This window comes from Sneathiella sp. (genome assembly GCF_002694385.1).
Classification (GTDB): domain Bacteria; phylum Pseudomonadota; class Alphaproteobacteria; order Sneathiellales; family Sneathiellaceae; genus Sneathiella.
Map to the genome: position 1 here is coordinate 492,812 of NZ_NZMB01000012.1, position 20,908 is coordinate 513,719.

General features: G+C 58.3%; 21 protein-coding genes, 1 tRNA gene and 1 pseudogene. 10 read left to right on the forward strand and 13 right to left on the reverse strand.

What is annotated here, in order from left to right; genetic code table 11:
* Positions 1–61: 61 nt before the first annotated feature.
* The 5 genes and pseudogenes from ihfB to aroA form a co-directional block, all read right to left on the reverse strand.
* On the reverse strand, positions 62–346 hold the full coding sequence (gene ihfB / locus CMN55_RS09030; RefSeq protein ID WP_293949462.1) for an integration host factor subunit beta: 285 nt from the start codon (positions 344–346) through the stop codon (positions 62–64).
* Between the two features lie 55 nt (positions 347–401).
* On the reverse strand, positions 402–1,307 hold the full coding sequence (sppA, locus tag CMN55_RS09035; protein ID WP_293949463.1) for a signal peptide peptidase SppA: 906 nt from the start codon (positions 1,305–1,307) through the stop codon (positions 402–404).
* Between the two features lie 57 nt (positions 1,308–1,364).
* Entirely contained in the window at positions 1,365–3,086 is a 1,722-nt protein-coding gene (rpsA, locus tag CMN55_RS09040) for a 30S ribosomal protein S1 (RefSeq protein WP_293949464.1), read from the reverse strand.
* 152 nt (positions 3,087–3,238) lie between these two features.
* Positions 3,239–3,856, reverse strand: coding sequence for a (d)CMP kinase (locus CMN55_RS09045; protein WP_293949465.1), 618 nt, complete (start codon positions 3,854–3,856; stop codon positions 3,239–3,241).
* Positions 3,853–5,242: pseudogene (gene aroA / locus CMN55_RS09050) on the reverse strand (3-phosphoshikimate 1-carboxyvinyltransferase). Before aroA ends, CMN55_RS09045 begins: the two are co-directional and overlap by 4 nt.
* Positions 5,243–5,455: 213 nt before the next feature.
* On the opposite strand from aroA, the gene CMN55_RS09055 reads away from it, so the two are divergent.
* Together CMN55_RS09055 and CMN55_RS09060 are read left to right on the forward strand one after the other, a co-directional pair.
* Positions 5,456–5,809: an FYDLN acid domain-containing protein gene (locus CMN55_RS09055; protein WP_293949466.1), complete on the forward strand. Its 354-nt coding sequence runs from the start codon at positions 5,456–5,458 to the stop codon at positions 5,807–5,809.
* An 84-nt stretch (positions 5,810–5,893) separates the two neighbouring features.
* Positions 5,894–5,969 (forward strand) — tRNA-Ala (locus tag CMN55_RS09060).
* A gap of 56 nt (positions 5,970–6,025) precedes the next feature.
* Here the strand turns inward: CMN55_RS09060 and CMN55_RS09065 are convergent.
* The 4 genes from CMN55_RS09065 to CMN55_RS09080 all read right to left on the reverse strand — a co-directional run bounded on the left by CMN55_RS09065 (position 6,026) and on the right by CMN55_RS09080 (position 9,717).
* Positions 6,026–6,775: an RES family NAD+ phosphorylase gene (locus CMN55_RS09065; protein WP_293949467.1), complete on the reverse strand. Its 750-nt coding sequence runs from the start codon at positions 6,773–6,775 to the stop codon at positions 6,026–6,028.
* Positions 6,762–7,121: an MbcA/ParS/Xre antitoxin family protein gene (locus tag CMN55_RS09070; protein WP_293949468.1), complete on the reverse strand. Its 360-nt coding sequence runs from the start codon at positions 7,119–7,121 to the stop codon at positions 6,762–6,764. The genes CMN55_RS09065 and CMN55_RS09070 overlap by 14 nt, the downstream gene beginning before the upstream one ends.
* A gap of 229 nt (positions 7,122–7,350) precedes the next feature.
* Entirely contained in the window at positions 7,351–8,703 is a 1,353-nt protein-coding gene (locus CMN55_RS09075; RefSeq protein ID WP_293949469.1) for a DEAD/DEAH box helicase, read from the reverse strand.
* 267 nt (positions 8,704–8,970) lie between these two features.
* Positions 8,971–9,717 carry a TetR/AcrR family transcriptional regulator gene (locus CMN55_RS09080; RefSeq protein ID WP_293949470.1) on the reverse strand — a complete coding sequence of 249 codons (747 nt, stop codon included), beginning with the start codon at positions 9,715–9,717 and terminating at the stop codon, positions 8,971–8,973.
* A gap of 190 nt (positions 9,718–9,907) precedes the next feature.
* On the opposite strand from CMN55_RS09080, the gene CMN55_RS09085 reads away from it, so the two are divergent.
* Positions 9,908–10,777, forward strand: coding sequence for a TauD/TfdA dioxygenase family protein (locus CMN55_RS09085; protein ID WP_293949471.1), 870 nt, complete (start codon positions 9,908–9,910; stop codon positions 10,775–10,777).
* A gap of 94 nt (positions 10,778–10,871) precedes the next feature.
* On the opposite strand, the gene CMN55_RS09090 is transcribed toward CMN55_RS09085, so the two are convergent.
* From CMN55_RS09090 to CMN55_RS09100, 3 genes are all read right to left on the reverse strand, one after another.
* The gene (locus CMN55_RS09090; protein WP_293949472.1) at positions 10,872–11,963 is read right to left on the reverse strand and encodes an NAD(P)H-dependent flavin oxidoreductase; all 1,092 of its coding nucleotides are present in this window, start codon (positions 11,961–11,963) and stop codon (positions 10,872–10,874) included.
* A gap of 96 nt (positions 11,964–12,059) precedes the next feature.
* Positions 12,060–12,746, reverse strand: a complete 687-nt coding sequence (locus CMN55_RS09095; protein WP_293949473.1) for a hypothetical protein — start codon at positions 12,744–12,746, stop codon at positions 12,060–12,062.
* 199 nt (positions 12,747–12,945) lie between these two features.
* On the reverse strand, positions 12,946–13,854 hold the full coding sequence (locus CMN55_RS09100; protein ID WP_293949474.1) for a DMT family transporter: 909 nt from the start codon (positions 13,852–13,854) through the stop codon (positions 12,946–12,948).
* A 382-nt stretch (positions 13,855–14,236) separates the two neighbouring features.
* On the opposite strand from CMN55_RS09100, the gene CMN55_RS09105 reads away from it, so the two are divergent.
* The gene (locus tag CMN55_RS09105; protein ID WP_293949475.1) at positions 14,237–14,803 is read left to right on the forward strand and encodes a TMEM165/GDT1 family protein; all 567 of its coding nucleotides are present in this window, start codon (positions 14,237–14,239) and stop codon (positions 14,801–14,803) included.
* A 78-nt stretch (positions 14,804–14,881) separates the two neighbouring features.
* A complete protein-coding gene (locus CMN55_RS09110; protein WP_293949476.1) occupies positions 14,882–15,199 on the forward strand; it encodes a TraR/DksA family transcriptional regulator in 318 nt (105 codons plus the stop codon).
* Positions 15,200–15,218: 19 nt separating this feature from the next.
* Here the strand turns inward: CMN55_RS09110 and CMN55_RS09115 are convergent, their stop codons facing one another.
* A complete protein-coding gene (locus CMN55_RS09115) occupies positions 15,219–16,133 on the reverse strand; it encodes a zinc ABC transporter substrate-binding protein (protein ID WP_293949477.1) in 915 nt (304 codons plus the stop codon).
* Positions 16,134–16,242: 109 nt separating this feature from the next.
* On the opposite strand from CMN55_RS09115, the gene CMN55_RS09120 reads away from it, so the two are divergent.
* The 5 genes from CMN55_RS09120 (at position 16,243) to CMN55_RS09140 (ending at position 20,810) form a co-directional block, all read left to right on the forward strand.
* Positions 16,243–16,707, forward strand: coding sequence for a Fur family transcriptional regulator (locus tag CMN55_RS09120; RefSeq protein WP_293949478.1), 465 nt, complete (start codon positions 16,243–16,245; stop codon positions 16,705–16,707).
* 3 nt (positions 16,708–16,710) lie between these two features.
* On the forward strand, positions 16,711–17,571 hold the full coding sequence (locus CMN55_RS09125) for an ATP-binding cassette domain-containing protein (RefSeq protein ID WP_293949479.1): 861 nt from the start codon (positions 16,711–16,713) through the stop codon (positions 17,569–17,571).
* A complete protein-coding gene (locus CMN55_RS09130) occupies positions 17,564–18,358 on the forward strand; it encodes an iron chelate uptake ABC transporter family permease subunit (RefSeq protein ID WP_293949480.1) in 795 nt (264 codons plus the stop codon). Before CMN55_RS09125 ends, CMN55_RS09130 begins: the two co-directional genes overlap by 8 nt.
* Before the next feature lie 97 nt (positions 18,359–18,455).
* Positions 18,456–20,147 carry a thiamine pyrophosphate-binding protein gene (locus tag CMN55_RS09135; RefSeq protein WP_293949481.1) on the forward strand — a complete coding sequence of 564 codons (1,692 nt, stop codon included), beginning with the start codon at positions 18,456–18,458 and terminating at the stop codon, positions 20,145–20,147.
* A 33-nt stretch (positions 20,148–20,180) separates the two neighbouring features.
* Positions 20,181–20,810: a glutathione S-transferase family protein gene (locus CMN55_RS09140; protein ID WP_293949482.1), complete on the forward strand. Its 630-nt coding sequence runs from the start codon at positions 20,181–20,183 to the stop codon at positions 20,808–20,810.
* Positions 20,811–20,908 lie beyond the last annotated feature (98 nt).

Here is a 20,908-nt window from a genome sequence, read left to right on the forward strand (position 1 = left end):
TTCCGGTTCGGATAAGGATCGCAACCAGATTTAACAAATTGAGGGCTGCCGGTAAAGCCGGTCAGCCGTTGCCGTTCAGCCTGTCCCGGAGCTCCTTGCCGCATTTGAAATAGGGGACATATTTCTTGTCCACCTGAACGGCCTCTCCGGTACGCGGATTGCGGCCGACACGGGCGGCGCGTTCTTTGGTGGAAAAGGCCCCGAAGCCGCGCAGTTCGACCCGGTCGCCGCGCGCCAGGGCATCCGATATCTCGTCAAAAATCGTGGTGACGATCCGCTCCACATCCCGTTGATAAAGATGGGGATTGTTTTCCGCGATGATTGTTATGAGCTCAGACTTTATCATTTGACTCTCCCCCGTCAGTAATGCCTATGCCGTTTCGTCCGGAATTTTCTGATATTTATTCAGGTTGCCAAAGGGAAAGCAGTCCGTCAAGTGTAAGCCTTTCTGGTAAAACGCTTTTCCCCATCATTTCACTGAAAAGCCGGGCAATCAGGGGTTTTGGCTCGCTGTAATCGACGGTCCGAAGCGGCAATCCCGCCGGGACATCCCGTTCCGATTCCAGCCAGCGTTTCGCTTCCTCAAGCCCCCCGATCTCGTCAATCAGGCCGTTTTCCACCGCGATCAGGCCGATCATGATGCGTCCGTCGGCCAGCTTGCGCGCGTCTTCCTCCGCAATCGGGCGGCGGTCTGTGACAAGGCCGAGGAACCAGTCATATGTCGCGCTCACCATCGCCTGAAGATTTTCCCTGCCCGCTTCGGAGATCGGCTTGAAGGGAGACGGTTCGCCTTTCAGTTCACCGGAGGTGATGGCCGTTGCGCTGACGCCAACTTTTTTCATCAACTCGGAAATTTCGGTCAGCTGCACAATCACGCCAATGGAGCCGACGATGGAGGATTCGCCCGCGAAAATGCGATCTCCCGCCAGCGCGGTCAGATAACCGCCGGAGGCGCCAACCGTTCCGATCACGGCGACGACCGGCTTTTCCTCGCTCACGCGGCGCAGCGCCTTGTACAGACGTTCGCTGCCGTAGGTGGAGCCGCCGGGGCTGTTGATATAGACAATCAGCGCCTTGGCGGATGGATCGTGCAGGATGTGATCGAGCGCATTGTGGCGGCGGTCATTTTCAACAATGATTTCCGTCACATCGAGACGGGCGATGTGATCCCTTGGCGTATCCGACTGCCAGTCGGTAAAAATCCAGACGCCGATGCCGATCAGCAGCAGCAGGGCGACAATGCGCCAAAAAGTCAGGCGCCGCTTGAGACGGCGCCTGACGGTATCATGATCGCTACCGGCGGACATCTTCGGCCTTTCGCAGGAACGGATGGGCGGTTGCGATCTTCATATGCGAATATCCTGTTATTCGGAGCCGGCGTTGTCGTCGGCCGCCTTGCGCATGGCAGCGCCCAGGATATCGCCAAGAGAGGCGCCGGCGTCGGAGGAGCCATACTGCGCGACGGCTTCCTTCTCTTCCTCAACCTCGCGGGCCTCGATCGACAGGGTGACCTTGCGGGTCTTGTTGTCGATGGCCGTGATCTTGGCATCAATCTTGTCGCCAACGGCAAACCGGTCGGGGCGCTGTTCAGCGCGGTCGCGGCTCAGGTCATTCTTGCGAATAAATCCGACCACGCCATCGCTGATTTCAACGTCAAGACCGGCATCCTGAATCTTGGAGACCGTACAGGTGACAACGGCGCCCTTCTTCAGTTCGGCGGCACCGGCGAAGGGATCTTCACCGAGCTGCTTGATGCCGAGGGAAACGCGTTCCTTTTCAACGTCGATATCGAGAACCTTGGCCTTGACGACATCGCCTTTCTTGTAGTCCTGAATGGCCTGTTCGCCCGGCGTGCTCCAGTCGATATCGGACATGTGAACCATGCCGTCCACGTCATTTTCAAGACCGACGAACAGACCGAATTCGGTGATGTTCTTGACGGTGCCTTCAATGGTGGAGCCAACCGGAGTTGTCTGGGCGAAGCTGTCCCACGGATTGTCCATGCACTGCTTCAGGCCGAGGCTGATGCGGCGGCGAGCCTGATCGACTTCCAGAACCATGACTTCCACTTCCTGCGAGGTGGAGACGATCTTGCCCGGATGTACATTCTTCTTCGTCCAGCTCATTTCGGAGACATGGACAAGACCTTCGACACCGGCTTCCAGCTCGACAAACGCGCCGTAGTCGGTGATGTTGGTGACGCGGCCCGTGAATTTGGCGCCGACCGGGTACTTCGCTTCGAGCGCTTCCCATGGATCTTCCTCAAGCTGCTTCATGCCGAGGCTGATGCGCTGGGTATCCTTGTTGAGGCGGATCACCTGAACCTTGACCGTCTCGCCGATGCTGAGCGCTTCGGACGGATGGTTCACGCGGCGCCAGGCAATGTCGGTCACATGCAGCAGGCCGTCCACACCGCCGAGATCGACGAACGCGCCGTAATCGGTGATGTTCTTGACGACGCCTTCCAGCGTCTGGCCTTCTTCCAGCGTGCCGATCAGCTCGGAGCGGGCTTCGGCGCGGCTTTCTTCCAGAACGGCGCGGCGGGATACAACAATGTTGCCACGGCGGCGATCCATTTTCAGGATCTGGAAGGGCTGCGGAATACCGCGCAGCGGGCCGATGTCGCGGACCGGGCGAACGTCCACCTGGCTGCCGGGCAGGAAGGCGACGGCGCCGGAAAGATCAACGGTAAAGCCACCCTTGACGCGGCCGAAGATGATGCCATCGACGCGTTCGTTCTTGTCGAAGGCGACTTCCAGCTTTTCCCAGGCTTCTTCGCGGCGGGCCTTATCGCGGGAGAGGACAGCCTCGCCAGCGGCGTTTTCAATTCTTTCCAGAAAAACCTCGACGGTGTCGCCGGCTTTAAGGTCGGCGTCCTGACCGGGGCTTGCAAATTCCTTCAGCGGAACCCGACCTTCGGATTTGAGGCCAACGTCGATGATGGCGAGGTCGTTTTCGATGCTGATAACCGTCCCTTTGATGACGGTGCCTTCAAGGCTGTCGCTGGCGCCATAGGATTCATCGAGAAGGGCGGCAAAATCCTCAATGGCGGGCATGCCTTCGTCGGCAAGTGATGTGTCTGTCATATTTGATTTCCTTAACGATCCTGCTATCAGGCCAAACCGGTCATCCGGCGGATCCATGGCCACTTGCTTCCCCAAATCTGGATACGCACGCGAGAGAAGCGTTGTTGATATCTGTTCCGGCGTGGTCGGAACCGTAACTCCTTAATATAAAGTCAGGCCGTGTCAATTATATGGCAGGCCGCACTGAATGCCGCTTCTATATCCAATTTCGAGGTATCTAGCAAGTGGGCATCATCGGCTTTTTTAAGCGGNGCNGCGCCCCGGCCGCTGTCGCGGGCGTCCCGCGCGATCAGATCGGCCAGAACATCTTCATATGTTGNGGGGANATTTTTTGCGGCAAGTTCATCATAGCGGCGNCGCGCCCGGATNTCGNCGCTGGCGGTGACAAACAGCTTCACATCGGCATCGGGGCAGACCACCGTGCCAATGTCCCGNCCGTCGAGAACCGCGCCGNCCGGNCGTTTNGCGAAGTCCCGCTGATACTGAAGCAGCGCGGCGCGCACCTTTGTATTCGCCGCGACGATNGANGCGGCCTCTCCCGTTGCTTCCTCCCNGAGGGCCGGATCATCAAGGGCAATCTCCCCGACATCNTGCGCGGCCTGGACGGCGGCGTCGGAATTGGCNGGGTCAAGCCCTTCGCGNCGAAGTTTCAGCCCAACNGCCCGGTACAGCGCCCCGGTATCGAGATAGGCAAGGCCGTAATGCGCCGCGATTCGCCGGGCCAGAGTCCCCTTCCCGGCGGCAACGGGGCCATCNACNGCAATGATCATTTGGCCGAGNCACGCGTCATTNNCGCGCCAAGGGAGGTGAGCAGCTCGATAAAGCCGGGNAAACTTGTCTCCATCACCCGNCCATCATCNACCGTGACCGGNTTCTTTGTTGCNAGCCCCATNACNAGGAAAGACATGGCGATGCGATGATCAAGATGGGTTTCGATGAACCCGCCCCCCGCCGGAGCATTGCCATCCCCGTCGATGATCAGGCCGTCNTCCAGCTCTTCGAATGTGACGCCGCAGGATTTGAGNCCCGCCGCCATGGCCGACAGGCGNTCNGATTCCTTNACACGCAATTCATGCAGCCCGCGCATGACGGTGCGCCCCTTTGCNAAAGAGGCGGCAACGAACAGCACCGGAAATTCATCNATCATGGACGGNGCGCGTTCGGGCGGCACTTCGATCCCGTGNAGCTGGCGGGCNCGGATACGCAGATCCGCAACTTTNTCGCCCGCTTCCTCGCGCAAATTCATNATGTCGATATCCGCNCCCATCTCGATCAGGGTGGTGAACAGCCCATCGCGCAGCGGATTGAGCCCGACATTGGTGATTGTCACNTCGGAGCCNGGCAGNATGNNGGCGGCNACGGCGATAAAGGCGGCGGAGGAGGGATCNCCNGGNACGNTGATNTCGGCGGCGGTGAGTTCCTGCTGNCCCATATATTCGATGAGGCGGCCGCCGTCCNNTTCCTCCTGGANGGAAATNTCNGCNCCGAAATGGCGCAGCATGTTTTCCGTNTGATCGCGGGTCGGCTTTCGGCTCCCGCACNCGNGTGAGGCCGGGNGTNTCAAGNGCCGCNAGCAGGATGGCCGATTTNACCTGCGCCGAGGCGACGGGAAGTTNNTAGTCAANCGGCATNAGNGCNNNGCCGNTGANGGCNAGCGGNAAGCGNCCGCCGGAGCGGCTGNTGATTTTCGCGCCCATTTCCTCCAGCGGCAGGCGCACNCGGCCCATCGGCCGCTTGTGCAGGCTGGCATCGCCCATNAAGAATGTCGTGAAGGGCGCGCTCGCCACCANGCCCATCAGAAGNCGCGCNGCGGTGCCCGAATTGCCCATNTCGAGAATACCGTCCGGCTCGGCCAGGGCGCCNACGCCGTTGCCGGTGANGCGCCATTTGCCGTCGCTGNCCCNTTCNACATTTGCGCCGAGCTGGCGCATGGCGGCGGCGGTNCANAGCACATCCTCCCCCTCCAGCAGGCCGGAAATATGCGTTGTCCCGATGGCGGTGCCNCCGAAAATCAGGGCGCGATGAGAGATGGATTTATCGCCGGGAACCGTTGCCACGCCNCNNAGCGGNCCGGANGAGCGGGCCGTCACCTGAACGGGGGCNGGANCAGCGGNCGGAACNGCGGCCGGAACAACGGAATGTGAATCAGGGGTCATGNGTACAGAGCCGGATTTGCTGCCGGTATTCAAAGAAAATGGAAACTGCTGATCCGGGGTTGTAGCAAGCTTTTCCCCCGATGTCACATAAAGCTGCAACCAAATGAAAGAAACTTTTGACAGCGACCCGTTATTCTGGCAATTCACCCCCTTCTAAGGTGAGTCGAGGCGCCATTTCGACAGGCATGGCGCCTGCTAGAAAGTGAGGTGACCATGGCAAAACCGGAATGGGGCGAGAAGCATCGATGCGGTGTTTGCGGCAAGCCTTTTTACGATATGAAGAAAACGCCGATTACCTGCCCGGCATGCGGGGCAGAACATACGCCGGAGCGCTTGCTGAAGCCGCGGCGGTCAGTCGGTGTCTCCTCTTCTGAAGCGACGAAAAAGGCGGCGGCCGTCAAGAAAAAATCCAGTGAAGAGCTGGAGGACGATACGGACGATGATCTCGATACCGATCTGGACGATGATCTGATTGATCCGGATACGGTCGATCTGGCCGACGACGATGATGATGACGACGATCTTTCCGGTGTCATCAGCGCCCCGAAATCAGATGATGAAAGCTGATTTTGACGGCGCTGCATTTTTGACTTGAATTAGAGCGGGCTTCGGCATAGGTTCCGATCCCGCGGCGGAAATTCCCGCCAATATGGGGCCATAGCTCAGTTGGGAGAGCGCTTGAATGGCATTCAAGAGGTCGTCGGTTCGATCCCGATTGGCTCCACCAGAATTTGAAAAAGCTCAGCCGGAAACGGCTGGGCTTTTTTCTTTATTAGGTATCCGTCAGGCCGGCGTTGGCAGCTCTCCCGCCACGAGGAAGAGGTCGCGGGGGAAGATGTATATATCGAATGCCTGTCTTATAATGACATGCTCGGGGCTCGTTTCGCAGTAACATTGGTGCTGCTCGACGGGCCGCCGTGACGTGAGTGCGTCAGGGGTAAACAGCGCGATATTTGTGCCGTTTTCGGGGCATCTTGCCGACGGAAAGTAAAACCCCTGAATTTCTGCATCGCGCAGGACCGTGCCAAGGTTCTGGGTTGGGCCGTAGTTTGTTTTGTGGCGGAGAATGTCGGCATATTCCACAAACGGCGCAGCCCGGAGATCGAGCCCCGGCTTCAGGGCGTATTTCGCTGAGAAAAGGGTGTGATTGGTCAAAAGGGTTTTATGAGGGAAATCAGAAACCATTCCGGCGCGGAAGATGAAACGATAAAAAGCGAGTTCCGCGAAAACAGTGTTCTTGTGCATCGCCCCATAGTAAAGCGAGGCTTCATGCGCGGTGCCGAAGCGGGATCCCCAAAATAAAGGGGGATACCGGAAAGGCGTTGAAAGGAGATAATCGAGCCGCGCCGCCTCCTTCGGCAGGTTCGGCTTGCTTTCCTCCAGCAACTCCTCCAGCAGCGCCTGTTCGGGGAGTGTATCGACGAGATCGCGCGTTGCGATGTCTTCCTGACTTTCGACAATGCGCCAGACGGTGCCGGAAAGCGCGCCCCGCGGGGCTTGCGCGACAACTGCCGCCCAGTCAGATTTTTCCACGCATGCCGTCCAGATACCTCAGGACGGTAACCAGACCCTCCACATTCTTGACCAGATCCTTTGGCGTGCCGCGAAGGTGCCTGTTCTCGGTTCTGAACCAGTGGGACATGTTTGCCCTGTCGCCGCCAAGCAGGGCGTAAAGCCCGCGATAGCAGCGCACGAAGAGCAGGGCCAATTGGCCGGATTTGGAAGAGGGACGTATCCCCTTGTTGAGGCTCGTCCGGTCCCGCCCGATAATTTCTCCCAGCTCGGCCCGCGTCAAACCGAGTGCGGCAGCGGCATTCCGGGCCGCCTTGCCGAGGACATCGCCTCTGTCAAGCTCTGGTATTTCTTTCGTTGCCAGCATATTGATCCGCCTCCATCTGCTCCAGACATGATTGTTGATAATTCAACATTCATACTAAGGAATGATGTATTTTCATCATTATAGATAGATCATATCAAGGGCATCGTCAATAGCCGTGCGCGCCTCATGCGACAAGTTGGTCACGTATGACGGGGGTTCTTGCACCCATAAACGACGAAAGGCCTGAGAAATCTCAGGCCTTTTTTGCGTCTGGTCGTGCGATAGAATGTTACGCGGCGACTTGCTGCGCTCCGCGGTTGCGATTTCTGTTGCGGCGGGGCTTGTTCGGGCGGGCCTGCGGATTGGCGGCCTGTTTGCTGCTTGCCGCGGCATGAGGACGGCGGGCTTTGTTGCCATTCCGTCGCCGACCGTCACCTGCGCCGCCGGTTTTCCCTTTTTCTCCTCTCACACGGTCCGCTTTTTCGGCCGGGTGGGTGTTTATCGCTTCCAGATGGAAGGGGTGGTCCGCCAAAACCGGCACGGGCTGGCGGATGCTTTTTTCGATACTTTTAAGCAGGGCGCGTTCTTCCGGATCGCAGAAGGAGAGCGAGGCACCCGCGGCGCCGGCGCGGGCGGTCCGGCCGATGCGGTGAACGTAGCTTTCCGGCTCGTTCGGCAGTTCGAAATTGATCACATGGGTGACGCCGTCAACATCAATGCCGCGCGCCGCAATATCGGTCGCGACAAGTGCCCGGATACCGCCCGCACGGAAGGTTTCGAGGGCTTTCTGCCGGGCATTCTGCGATTTGTTGCCATGGATGGCATCGGAAGGAACGCCGATTGTGTTAAGTTGCCGGGCGACCTTGTTGGCGCCATGCTTGGTGCGGGTGAAGATCAGCACGCGGCTCAGGTTTTTATCTTCCAGCACATGGGCGAGCAGCGCGCGTTTCTGGTCCTTGGGTACCATCAGCACATGCTGCGTCACCTTTTCCGCTGTCGTTGCCGCCGGGGCGATTTCTATGCGCAGGGGATTCCGCAGGATACTGTTCGCCAGCTTTTCCACCGATGTCGGCATGGTGGCGGAAAACAGCAGGGTTTGCCGCGATGACGGAAGCCGGGCGATAATTTTCTGGATATCGCGGATAAAGCCCATATCGAGCATCCGGTCCGCTTCATCGAGCACAAGAAACTCGGCCTTGTCGAGAATGATATGTTTCTGCGTCATCAAATCGAGCAGGCGGCCCGGCGTCGCAATGAGAATATCAACACCGGCCGCCATCGCGCGGATTTGCAGATTGGCGGAGGCGCCGCCGTAAACCTCGGCGGTTTTGAGGTGGAGATATTTCGAAAAGGCAGAAATATTTTCCGAGATTTGCAGAGCCAGCTCGCGCGTTGGGGCGAGGATCAGGGCGCGGGCGCTGCGGGCCGTGCGCTTGCCTTCCCCTGCCAGAAGCTTCTGGATCAGGGGAAGAGAAAAGGCAGCGGTTTTGCCGGTGCCGGTCTGGGCAATGGCAATCATATCCTTGCCGTTCAGAACGGCGGGAATGGCCTGTTTCTGGATCGGCGTTGTGTCCTCATAACCGCCTTCTTTGATCGCGCGAAGGAGGGAGGCGTTCAGACCGAAGTCCGTAAATTTTGTCATTTTATACTTGTCTTTCAATTCGTTAAACCGGGTGCAGTCAATCTCGCAATTCGCCGAACACAAACAAGAGCGGTTGGCCGACACTGTCGACTGCTCCCTTTTGATTGCTGTTTCGGGGGGTGGTTTCGAAAGGATTTTGTTGGCAATCGAAACTGGCGCCATGCGAAAGACTGCAACGCGACACTTCTCCGCGTCGCTTCGGCAATGGCGTATATATACGCTAATTTACTGGAAAATCAAGCAAACTCTGATGTTTCTCCGGATCGTCTAATCTTGCGGATGGTTTGTCAGCCGTTCCGCGGTTTCCGCGGACACCGGCGCGATAAAGGCGGCGCTGGCCATGTCGATCAGATTTTCAACCGCGCGATCAAAGTTGAACGCGCCGGTTTCCTTCAGTTTCCGGGAGCGCACCGCCTCGATATCGGCGACGGCGAAGATAAGCATTGATCTTAACGTCGCGATCCTGGCCATGCGGAGTTCGGCGGGGATATCGTTCAATTGTTTCAGCAGCAGCTCATTCATCCGCCGGATCCCGCTATCGGCTTTTCCGGCAATGATGGCATCAAAGCTGACCGTCGGGCTGCGATGCACTTCCAGCAGGAAGCGGTTATAGAAGCTCGGCTGTGCCGATTCCTCGATCGGGCGGATGAAGGGGATGACGGCGGTTTCGACAATACCGCGGATATCATTGCCGCGACCGGCGGCCAGCAAGGCATCGATCATCTGGTTGCGGTGGGTATTGATTTTGGTGACCCGCCAGAGAAGCAGGGTCTCGATCAGCGCTTCGCGTGAGCCGAAATGATAATGCATGGCCGATGAATTGCGCTGGCCTGCGCCTTTCAGGATCTGCTGCAGGGTCACGCCGTCTATACCGTGAAAAGCGAACAGCCGTTCCGCCGCTGTCACAATGCGAAGCTTCGTTCCCGCAAGCGCAAGAGATTCCCCGTCCGTGACATCCGGATAATCGACCGTCATCATTTCCGGGTCATTCATGTGGGTCATTGAATTGGTCAATGCTTCTGTTAATCCTCATCCGCGCCCTCATCTGCCGGACCGGTCGGCAGGGTACAATAATCCGCCGTGATTACTAGAAAATTTTCGCCCATATCCGGCAGATCCCAAGGTACATACTATCCGCTTGACACATTAATCACAATCAATTAATCAATATTCATTAAAGCGCTCAAAAAATAAGGAGAGGGATATGGTGCTGTTGAACGTCGTTGCCAGTAAATTGCAGTATGAACCGCTGACCGTCAGGCTGGGAGCGGTCGTTTCCGGGGTGGATCTGCGGGAAACCCTGGATCAGGAAATCATCGACCAGCTCTCCGATGCGCTTGTCAAATACAAGGTGCTGTTTTTCCGCGACCAGAATATTACACGGGCACAACACCTTGCCTTCGCCCGCCGCTTTGGCGAACTTGAAATTCATCCGCTCACGCAACATAAGGAAGGCTTCAAGACGCAGGATATCGACCCTGAAATCATGGTCGTCGAAAGCACGGCGAAAACGCCGATCACGGCGGATCATTGGCACAGCGACGTGACCTGGCGGAAAGACCCGTCACTGGGCTCTATCCTGCGGTGCATTGTGTCCCCGAGAGTTGGCGGGGATACCCTCTGGGCGGATATGGAGGCGGCCTATGAGGGGCTGGACGCGGAAACCAAGGCGGAAATAGAGGGGCTGACCGCCATGCATGACTGGAAACCGTTCCGTCAATCCATGTATGGCAAGCCGGGCACCGAGCAGCTGATCAAGGATCTGAAAGCCAAATACCCGCCATCGGAGCATCCCATCGTCCGTACGCATCCGGTTTCGGGCCGCAAGGCGATCTATGTCAATGATCCCTTCACAACGAATATCACGGGTAAAACCCGGGAAGAAAGCCGGGAATTGCTGACCCGGCTCTACCGGACCGCCTCCGTGCCGGATTATCAGGTGCGTTTCCGCTGGGCCCCTGGGTCCATTGCCTTCTGGGACAATCGCAGTACCCAGCATTACGCGGTTGGCGACTTCTTTCCCGAGCATCGCCTGATGGAGCGGGTGACAATTGCGGGCGACCGTCCTTTTTAAGGCATCGCCCGGTAAAGGCCTTTATGCTGGGAATGGCGGCAGGTTTCTGCGCCATTCCGGCACGGGCGGCGGCAGGCGTCCGGCACTCCGCCTCTCAATCCTGCGCGGGGCCGCCCGTCAATAGCCCGAGGCGCTGGCTGGCATCGGAAGCGAGCGCGCGGGTAAGATCGCCCGCCTCAAGGTCACGCCCGAGGGCGGCGGCCTGTCCCGACCATAGCGATGAAAAATCGCCCGATCCGGACTTTTCCGCGGCGGCCTTCAAAGGGGCGAGCGCGGCACCGGCGGCCGGAAAGGGCGGCGCTTCCGCCGCGATGGGTCCGACTTCCCGGATAACCCGGTTTATCAGCCCGCGGGCGGGTTTGCCGGAAAAAACATTGGTCAACACAGTCTGGTCATCCGCGGCGCCATGCAGGGCGGCGCGGTGAATGTCGCTGATCGTCGCTTCCGGCGTGAACAGATACGCCGTTCCGATCTGCACGCCCGCCGCGCCCAGCGCGAAGGCGGCCGCAATGCCGCGCCCGTCGGCAATTCCGCCCGCGGCGATAACCGGAACCTCCACCGCGTCGACGATTTGCGGCACCAGCGCCATGACGCCCGGCTGAGCGGTTATATCCCTGCTTAGAAACATGCCGCGATGGCCGCCCGCCTCATAGCCCTGCGCGATGACGGCATCAACGCCTCGCTCGGCAAGCCAGCGCGCCTCTGCCACCGTCGTTGCAGACGACAGGACGCGCGCGCCGGTCGCCCTGACCCGGTCGAGCAGCGCGGGCTCTGGCAGGCCGAAGTGAAAGCTGACGACCTCCGGTTTGATATCCTCGACAAGTGCGCACATCTCCGCATCGAACGCCCGTCGATGGGGCGCGGGGGCAACGGCGCGGCTGTCGAGCCCGGCTTCGTCATAAAAAGGGGCGAGCCGCGCGGTCCAGGCCGCCTGCTGCGCCGCTGTTGCGGCAACGGGCGTGTGGCAGAAGAAATTCATATTGAAGGGGTTTGCGGTCTGCTGACGGATGATCCCGGCCTCCGCGCGCATTTGCGCCTCATCCAGCATTGCGCAGGGAAGCGAGCCGAGCCCGCCGGCCTTACTGACAGCCGTGGCCAGCGCCGAGCCGCCCGCGCCCGCCATGGGCGCCTGGATGATCGGCAATTCAATTTCAAGCAAATCAAGCAATCTGCGGTTTGGCCACATGCGCATTCTCCCTCTCGAACAGTCCGGCGAGACAGCGCAATTGTAGCCAGCTTTGTCCGTTTCCGACAAGGCGAATTAACATCAGCAGGCGTTGCCTCACGCCCCGGTGGCGGCTCCCCGGCGGCTGATTTCTTCCAGAAGGTCGTTACACAGCGCCTCGGCGGTGGCGGGCGTCAACCCCCCGGCAAGAACCGTCTCCCCGCTCTCCTGCCGGGTTTTGAGGGAGATGACATAAGAGCGTTCAACGGCGCGCCGGTTGAAGGCCTTTGAGAACATCACCGTTGTCGATTGGCTGTTAATCGTCCACTGCCCGTTTTCCCACCGCGCATAGGGGGTGGGGTCGCTGGTGTTGAGGTCGCTGTCAGTGCGAATATTGAGTGCGGTGATATCCGCGAGATTCCATCTGTTCGCGCCGGTCCCAAGGGATGTTTCACTCACCGTGATCGTCGCGGGTGCACGATGGCGGGAGCCGATACTGAGCACCACAACCCCGATCAGCAGCGGAATAATCCCGATGATCGGGATAAACATGAGCAGCAGCCCGATAATGGCCAGCACAAAGCCGACTTTGGATGTCCGCGCCGGGGTGGTCTGATAAACGGCGGCGCCGTCAGTGGCAAGACTGCGTGTGAATGAGGCGGTATCGGGGTTTCCCCGCGTCGCGAAAACATTTCCCCACCAGGTTCTTTTGACGGCGAACCATATCACCGCACCAATGCCAAAAAGGAGAACGGCAAGCGGGAAAAGCGCAAAGGCCCCCATGGCGAAAATTCCAGCGTCCACAGCGTTTTCCTTCTTTTATCCGGCTGCCCGGCCGGATCGGGCCTGCATCGCGGAAGAGCGGGCTTCGGCGGGTCATCTCAATTAATATGGAATGATATCAATTGTGAAATGCAAAAACCATATGTAAATGCGCCCTTGCCTAATATACCCGCCTTGCTTTGGCGCCAGTCATTCGCCGCCCGGCGGCGGATCGGCGCGGTTATCCGTCCGTCTGTGAGGCCGGTTTGCGAAACAGCCTCAAAATACGGCCATCAATGAGCGCGAGCCCCGCAAAAATAATCGCGGTGCCAACAAGAGCAAGGGGATGCACGGTCTCATGGAGGATGGTGATCCCGAGAAAGAGGGCCGTCACCGGGATGAGAAAGGTCACCAGCAGCAGATTGACCGCACCCGCCAGGGCCAGCAGGCGGAAGTAAAGCAGATAGGCAAATGCGGTGCAGAGCAGAGCCAGCGCCAAAACGGCGGCCAGTGGCAGGGCCGTTGGCGCAAGATCAATCGGTCGTTCGACCGCGAAGGCGACCGGGAGCATGATCAGGCTCGAGCAGGTGAGCATGCCGAAGGCATTAACGGGGGCGGATGTCCGGCCGAGATAGCGTTTCCCCCATATGCCGGCGATTGCATAGGAAAAGGCGGCGCCGAGAATGGCGAACTGACCATAGCTTTCAACGCCAAGCCCCGCGCCGAGGGTCGGCTGCATCATGACGATCACGCCGAGATAGCCGGTCACGATGCCGATCAGCTTGCGGCTGTTCAGCTTTTCATCGGTGGTAAAATAATGCGCAAGGATAACGGTAAACAGCGGCGTCGTGGCATTCAGGATCGAGGCAATACTGCCCGTGATATGGGTTTGCCCCCAGACAATCAGACTGAACGGAATGGCATTATTGATCAGCCCCATGATAAAAAAGGCGCCCCAGAGGGCGGGGGCCCGCGGGATTGCCTCCCTCTTGAGGCGGAGATAGGCGTAAAGCGCAAGGGCGGCGATGGAGACGCGCAGGGCGACAATGGTGAAAGGCGTCACCCCGTCTAACGCCAGTTCCGTAAAGAAAAAGGTGCCGCCCCACAGAATGGACAGGGTGACGAGAATACTCCATGCATGCAAGGACATAACCCACTCCAGATAAATGTTCCACGTGAAACACTGGAAGACTTCACGCACGCAAGGACATGATGGTTCTTTCGCGATGGTTTCCAGACGGGAAGTTCGCATGAACGTTGCAGTGATAATATCCGAAATCAGGGATCAAATCACGGATGCATTTTATGGTGGACAGGGGGTTCTCGCCTTGCTAGCTTCCCGCCAGTTTTAGGGGAGTAGTCCGCTCCACTTTCCGTGGTTGAGCCTGTCAACATACTTGGGTCCTCAAGACCCGTGGCAGGTTCGCGTCATGCAGCGCGCATGATGTCGACAAGACCTGAGACGAATGGCGGTCCTGCACGCGGGAGACCGGCGTTTGTCTTTGGTTTTATTGTCCCGCCGGATTGTTTTTATGGAAGCCCTGTTTACCTCTGTCCTGACCGTTGCCGTTGCTGAAATTGGCGACAAGACGCAGCTTCTCTCCCTCTTTCTGATCGCCCGTTTCAACCGGCCCTGGAGTATTGTTGCCGGAATTTTTATTGCGACGCTGATCAATCACGCGGTTTCGGCGGGGGCCGGGGTCTGGCTTGGTCAGTTTCTGCAAAGCGAGGCGGGTATCTGGATTATCGGCGGCAGCTTTATTGCGGTTGGCCTGTGGCTGCTGGTTCCCGATAAGGAGGAGGAGCCGACATCGCGATTTGATGGCTATGGGGCGTTTCTGGTGGCCAGTATTCTGTTTTTCCTTGCGGAAATCGGCGACAAGACCCAGATCGCGACCGTTCTGCTGGGGGCGAATTTCGGGCAGCCCGTGATGGTCACCATTGGGACGACGCTCGGCATGCTGATCGCCAATGTGCCGGTCGTGTTCATGGGGGCCGCCCTGATGCGGATTATTCCCTTCAAGCTGGCGCGGCTTGTTGCGGCGGCCGTGTTTATACTGACAGGAATTTATTCTCTCAGCGCCGACATTGTTCTGTGACGTTGATTGATATCAATGCGGCGGGCCTTGTCGGGCGATAGGCTTTGCGAATTTGATGTCGGTTCAGGAGGGTCTTTGATGGATACGGGACGGGTTGAGGCGGAATTGCGCGAGAAGCTGAGCGAAGCGATCAGACAGCTGGAGGATGTTCAGGCTCGGCTGAGGGGCGCGCACAGCGCCTCCTTCGGTGAGCAGGCGATTGAACGCGAGTCTGACGAGGTGGACGAAAAGCTTGAAGCAGGCGCCATCCGCGAGATTGACGCGATCAAGGCGGCGCTTGAGCGGATCGAGGCGGGAAAATATGGCATATGCACCTCCTGCGGCGATGAAATCGCGGCGGCCCGGCTGCAGGCCCTGCCCTATACAACGCTTTGTATCGCCTGCGCCAGTAAATGAGGTGGCGCCATGACGCCAGCTAACTTTGCAGACAGTCCGTGAGATTGTTGGCAAGGGTTGTCATCAACTGGAAGTAAAGTTCTGATCCTGGCGCAAGATCCGCGCCGAGTGGATCAAGGATGCCGATTTTCACGGGAAGATCCTCTGCCGCCGTCAAAAGCAGGCGATCATTGAACTGCGGTTCGCGGAAGATGCAGCGCGCGCCGCTCTGCCGGAGGCGGTCGCGAATATCGCCGAGCTTTTTCGCAGATGTCGGCGCATCCGGCTCCAGCGTCAGGGAGCCGACGGCATTGAGCCGGTAACGCGTTTCCAGATAGGGATAGGCATCATGCAGCACCACGAAAGGGAGGTCCCGGACGGCGGCAAACCGGTCTGCAAGCGCCTGATCCAGTGCTTTCAGCCGCTGCAACTGTCGCTCTGCATTCTCCGCATAAATGGTCTGGTTTTCGGGATAAACCGCCCCGAGGGTTGCGGCGATCGCGATCGTCATGCGGCGGGCGTTCTCCGGATCAAGCCAGATATGCAGATTATGTTCTTCATCATCATGCGCATGTTCATGGGCATGGGTAGAATGATTATCGTGATCATGGGCATCCCATGCCCCGCCTTCCCGCCGTTCCAGCAGCTTAAGCCCCTCCGCTTCTGACAGGGCGATTTTGCGAATATTGGGGGGCAGGGAATCAAGCGCATTTTTCAGAAAACTTTCCAGGCGCCCGTCTATATAGAAGACGGCCCGCGCGGTTTGCAGGCTCTTCACTTGCGATGGTTTCAGGGAAAATCCATGCACAGATGCCGCGCCATCGACAAGCAGTGTTGCCTCTCCCGTCTCGCCGATAACGCCCGCGACCAGGGAATGCAGCGGCTTTATGGTGACAACAATGCCTTTCGTCTCCGTGGCTTGGGCGGATGTGGCGATGAAAACAAGGCAAATCACAAAATAAATCAGGCGCATCGTCTCGGCAGCTCGGGAAGTTAGAGGTTGCGAAATGGGCGGATGTTATATTATAACGTGATCATGTCAATCCGCCTTCTGGAAAAGACCCATGCATAATTGCACGACCCATGATGATTGCGTTGCCGATGCCCTGCAACAGGCAGAAGAAATCTGCGCCGCGCGGGAGTTGCGTTTTACCGAGCTCAGGCGAAAGGTACTGGAGCTGGTCTGGGAATGCCACGGCCCGGTAAAGGCGTATGATCTTCTGGAAAAGCTGGATCACCGGATTGCCGCCATCAAACCGCCGACCGTTTACCGCGCGCTCGACTTTCTCACGGAAAACGGCCTTGTGCACAAGATCAGCAGCCTTAACGCCTTTGTCGGTTGCAGCCATCCGCTGCGGCATCCGGAATGCTACTTCCTGATCTGCACAGAGTGCGGCGAGGCGGAGGAATGCTGTAACTCCGATATCGTCTCGGCGGTTGCAAAAACGGCGCGGGAGAAAGATTTCAAGGCGGAACAGATCACGTTGGAGATTTCCGGTCGCTGCCGCGAGTGTCAGAAGGTCAATTGACGGATGACGGAATTGCTCGCCGCCCGGCATGTCAGCGTTTATCGCGACGGAAAAACCATTCTTGAAGATGTCTCCCTCAGTATCGGGGAACAGGACTTCATTACAATTATCGGCCCGAACGGCGCGGGCAAATCCATGCTGCTGAAATGCATGATGGGTTTTTATGCGCCTTCCGAAGGAACGGTTTTCCGGCGCGACGGGCTGAAAATCGGCTATGTGCCGCAGCGTCTCGTCGCTGATCATACGGTGCCGATCCGTGTGCGCCGTTTTCTCACATTGCGCAAGAAGGCATCGGCCGTTGACATTGAGCGGGTGGCGGGAGAGACGGCGATCCAGGATTATCTTGACCAGTCGCTGCATGTTCTCTCAGGCGGGGAGTTGCAGCGGGTGCTGCTGGCGCGGGCGCTGCTGGATGATCCGGATTTGCTGGTACTGGATGAGCCGGCGCAGAATCTCGATGTGACCGGGCAGCTTGCCTTTTACAAGCTGATCGAGCGGATTTACGCCGAGCGCAATATCAGCATTCTGATGGTGTCCCATGATCTGCATCTGGTGATGTCGAGCACGCGGGAGGTTGTGTGCCTCTATCATCATATCTGCTGTTCGGGGGAGCCGCATCTGGTGACCCGCGATCCAGAGTTTATCGGGCTTTTCGGGCAGGATATGGCGCGGTTGATGGCGGTCTATAATCACAGCCACGATCATGATCATGTTCATGATCACGGGCATGACCACAGCCATGGGCATGAACATTCGCACCATAATGGTGGCGATTCCAGCCATGCCTCCCACCATTATGGTCATTCGCATCACGACCCGTCCCATGTGGGGCGAGACCGCCAGAAGGAACAGCAGGATGGATGATTTTCTCATCAGGGCCGTGGCGGCGGGCATAGGCGTCGCTCTGATTGCGGGGCCGCTCGGCTGTTTCGTGGTGTGGCGCCGCATGGCCTATTTCGGCGACAGCCTTGCCCATAGCGCGCTGCTCGGTATCGCGCTGGGCCTGCTGTACGGGATCAATATCAATCTTGGGACCGTCATTGTCTGCACGGTGTTCGCGTTGTTGATGGTCTGGCTGCAGCAACGCCGGGTGCTGGCGACGGATACACTGCTCGGCATTCTGGCCCATGCAGCGCTTTCCATCGGTATGGTCGCGATCAGCTTCCTTGGTAATGTGAGCTTCGATCTCTACAGCTATCTTTTCGGCGATATCCTGACCGTGCGGATGATTGACCTCTATTGGATATTCGGCGGCGGCGCCATTGTGATCGGGCTGCTGATCGTCAATTGGCCCGCGCTGACGCTGATGACCATTCATGAGGATCTTGCCCGCGCCGAAGGGGTGAACACGGTCTGGGCCAATATTCTGCTCATGCTGCTGATGACCATTGTCGTCGCGGTATCCATCCGCATCGTCGGTATTCTGCTGATTACTTCGATGCTGATCATTCCCGCAGCGACGGCGCGTCAGCTTGTCTCCTCTCCTGAAAGCATGGCTGTCTGTGCGGCGCTGTTCGGTGTCATTGCGGTGATGCTTGGTATTTCCGGCTCAGTTGAGCTGGATACCCCTTCCGGTCCCAGTATCGTGACGGCGGCGGCGATACTGTTTGCCGTTTTCTCGTTTCTGGCGGCCATTCGGCGGCGTGCCTGACGTAGGTTTTTGATCTTTTTCTAATCTTGCCATTGGTTTGTTTCGACAATCTGATAGGATCACGCGTCCGTATGCGGGATCAGGATAAGGGGTCTTTATGTCAGAGTCGTTGAAAGTCAGGGCAGGCGGTCACATTCTTGCCGATCAACTTGCCTTGCAGGGCGTGGATACGGTTTTCTGTGTCCCGGGGGAGAGTTATCTTGCCGTCATTGACGGGCTATATAATCACGCCAACCGCATCCGCATGATCAATACCCGCCATGAGGGTGGCGCGGCGAATATGGCAGAAGCCTATGGCAAGCTGACCGGCCGGCCGGGAATCTGCATGGTGACGCGCGGGCCCGGCGCCACCAACGCGTCGATCGGGCTGCACACGGCGTTTCAGGACAGCACGCCGATGATCCTGTTTGTCGGGCAGGTCGGGCGCGACGCCATCGACCGGGAGGCGTTTCAGGAAATGGATTATCGCCGGGTGTTCGGCGAAATGGCGAAATGGGTGGCGGAAATCGACGATGTCCGCCGTATTCCCGAGTATATCAGCCGGGCGTTCCATACCGCCCTGTCGGGGCGTCCGGGCCCGGTTGTGCTGGCCTTGCCCGAAGATATGCTGACGGAAAGCGTTGCCGTTGCCGATATTGCGCATCCGGCGACCGCGCCCTCCATCGCCCCGGCGGCGGCGGACATGATGGCGCTGGAGGCGCGGCTGGCGGCGGCGGAGCGGCCTTTCATGATTGTCGGCGGCGCGACCTGGACAGAGGCGGCGGTCAAGGATATCGAGGAATTTGCCGCCGCTCATGGCATTCCGGTCGGGGCATCACTGCGCTCGCAGGACTGTTTTGACAATCGCCATCCCAATTATGCGGGCGATGTCGGCATTGCCATCAACCCGAAGCTGGCACAACGCATCCGCGAGAGTGATCTGCTGATTGTTGCCGGTCCGCGCCTTGGCGAGATGACGACGCAGGGCTATACGCTGATTGAGGTGCCAAACCCGGCCATGTCGCTGGTGCATGTCCATCCGGGTGTGTCCGAGCTGGGCCGGGTCTATCTGCCCGATATTGCCATAAACGCCAGGATGCCGGAATTTGCAGCGGCGGCGCGCGGTCTCACGGGGGGCCGGGCGGAGAGCCGCGCGTCATGGGTTGCCGCCGCGCGCGAAGATTATCTTGAACGGATCCGCCCGACCGATGTGCCGGGCCCGGTCAATCTCGGGAAAATCGTTGCCTGGCTCAATGAAACCCTGCCCGAAGATGCCATCATCACGGCCGGGGCGGGGAATTACGCGGTCTGGGCACATCGTTTTTTCCAGCATAAAAAATTCCGCACCCAGCTTGCGCCCACCAGCGGCGCCATGGGTTACAGCGTTCCCGCCGCCATCAGCGCCAAGCTGACGGAGCCGGGGCGGACCGTGGTCAGCTTCAATGGCGATGGCTGCTTCATGATGCTGGGGCAGGAGTTGGCGACCGCGATGCAGTTCGATGCGGCGGTTATTTTCATTATTGTTAACAATGGGATGCTCGGCACCATCCGGATGCATCAGGAGCGGGGCTATCCCGAGCGGGTGCATGCGACAACGCTTGCCAACCCGGATTTCGCGGCGCTGGCCCGCGCTTACGGGGCGTTTGGCGAGAAAGTCACCCGGACAGAAGACTTTGCGGGCGTTTTCAAGGCGGCGCAGGCGGCAGGCAAGGCGGCGGTCATCGAACTGATTGTGGATAGTGAGGCTTTGACGCCGGAACAGAGTCTTGCCGCTGTCCGCGCGCAGGGTAAGATGGCCAAGGCCGACTGAATTCCGCGTGTTTCATAAAGAGAACATGATAGTATGATTGATCTGTATACATGGACAACCCCGAATGGGCGCAAGATTTCCATTCTGTTGGAAGAGCTTGATCTGCCCTACCGGGTGATCCCGATTGATATCACGAAGGGAGAGCAGAAAAAGCCGGAATTTCTGGCAATTTCGCCCAACGGACGCATTCCGGCGATCTTCGATTCCGAGACGGGCATTCGCATGATGGAATCCGGCGCCATCATGCTGTATCTTGCAAAAAAGGCAGGTGGGAAACTTATCCCGCAGGATGAAACATCTTACTGTCAGATGATGGAGTGGTTGATGTGGCAGATGTCCGGCTTTGGCCCCATGTGCGGTCAGGTGCATCATTTTGTGCATTTCAACCCGGGCAAGTCGGACTATGCGGAAGACCGGTTCCTCAATGAGGTAAAACGGCTTTACAAGGTGCTGGACGAAGCCTTGTCGGAGCGGGATTTCGTCGCCGGAGAGTATAGCATTGCCGATATCGCCATCTGGCCCTGGGTTTCCCGGTTTGAATGGCAGACCATTGATCTGGACGAGTATCCTAATGTGAAAGGCTGGTACGGCCGGATTGCCGATCGGCCCGCCGTGCAGAAAGGATATCATATTCCGGCGTTCGTTACCGATATTCCCCGTTAATCCCGGTGTGGGGCACGGGAAATTTTCTCTCCCGTTAAGGGATATTAAACAGGTTGTTTTATATGGTGTGTGCAGGAGTTGAATCCCTAAAAAAAGTA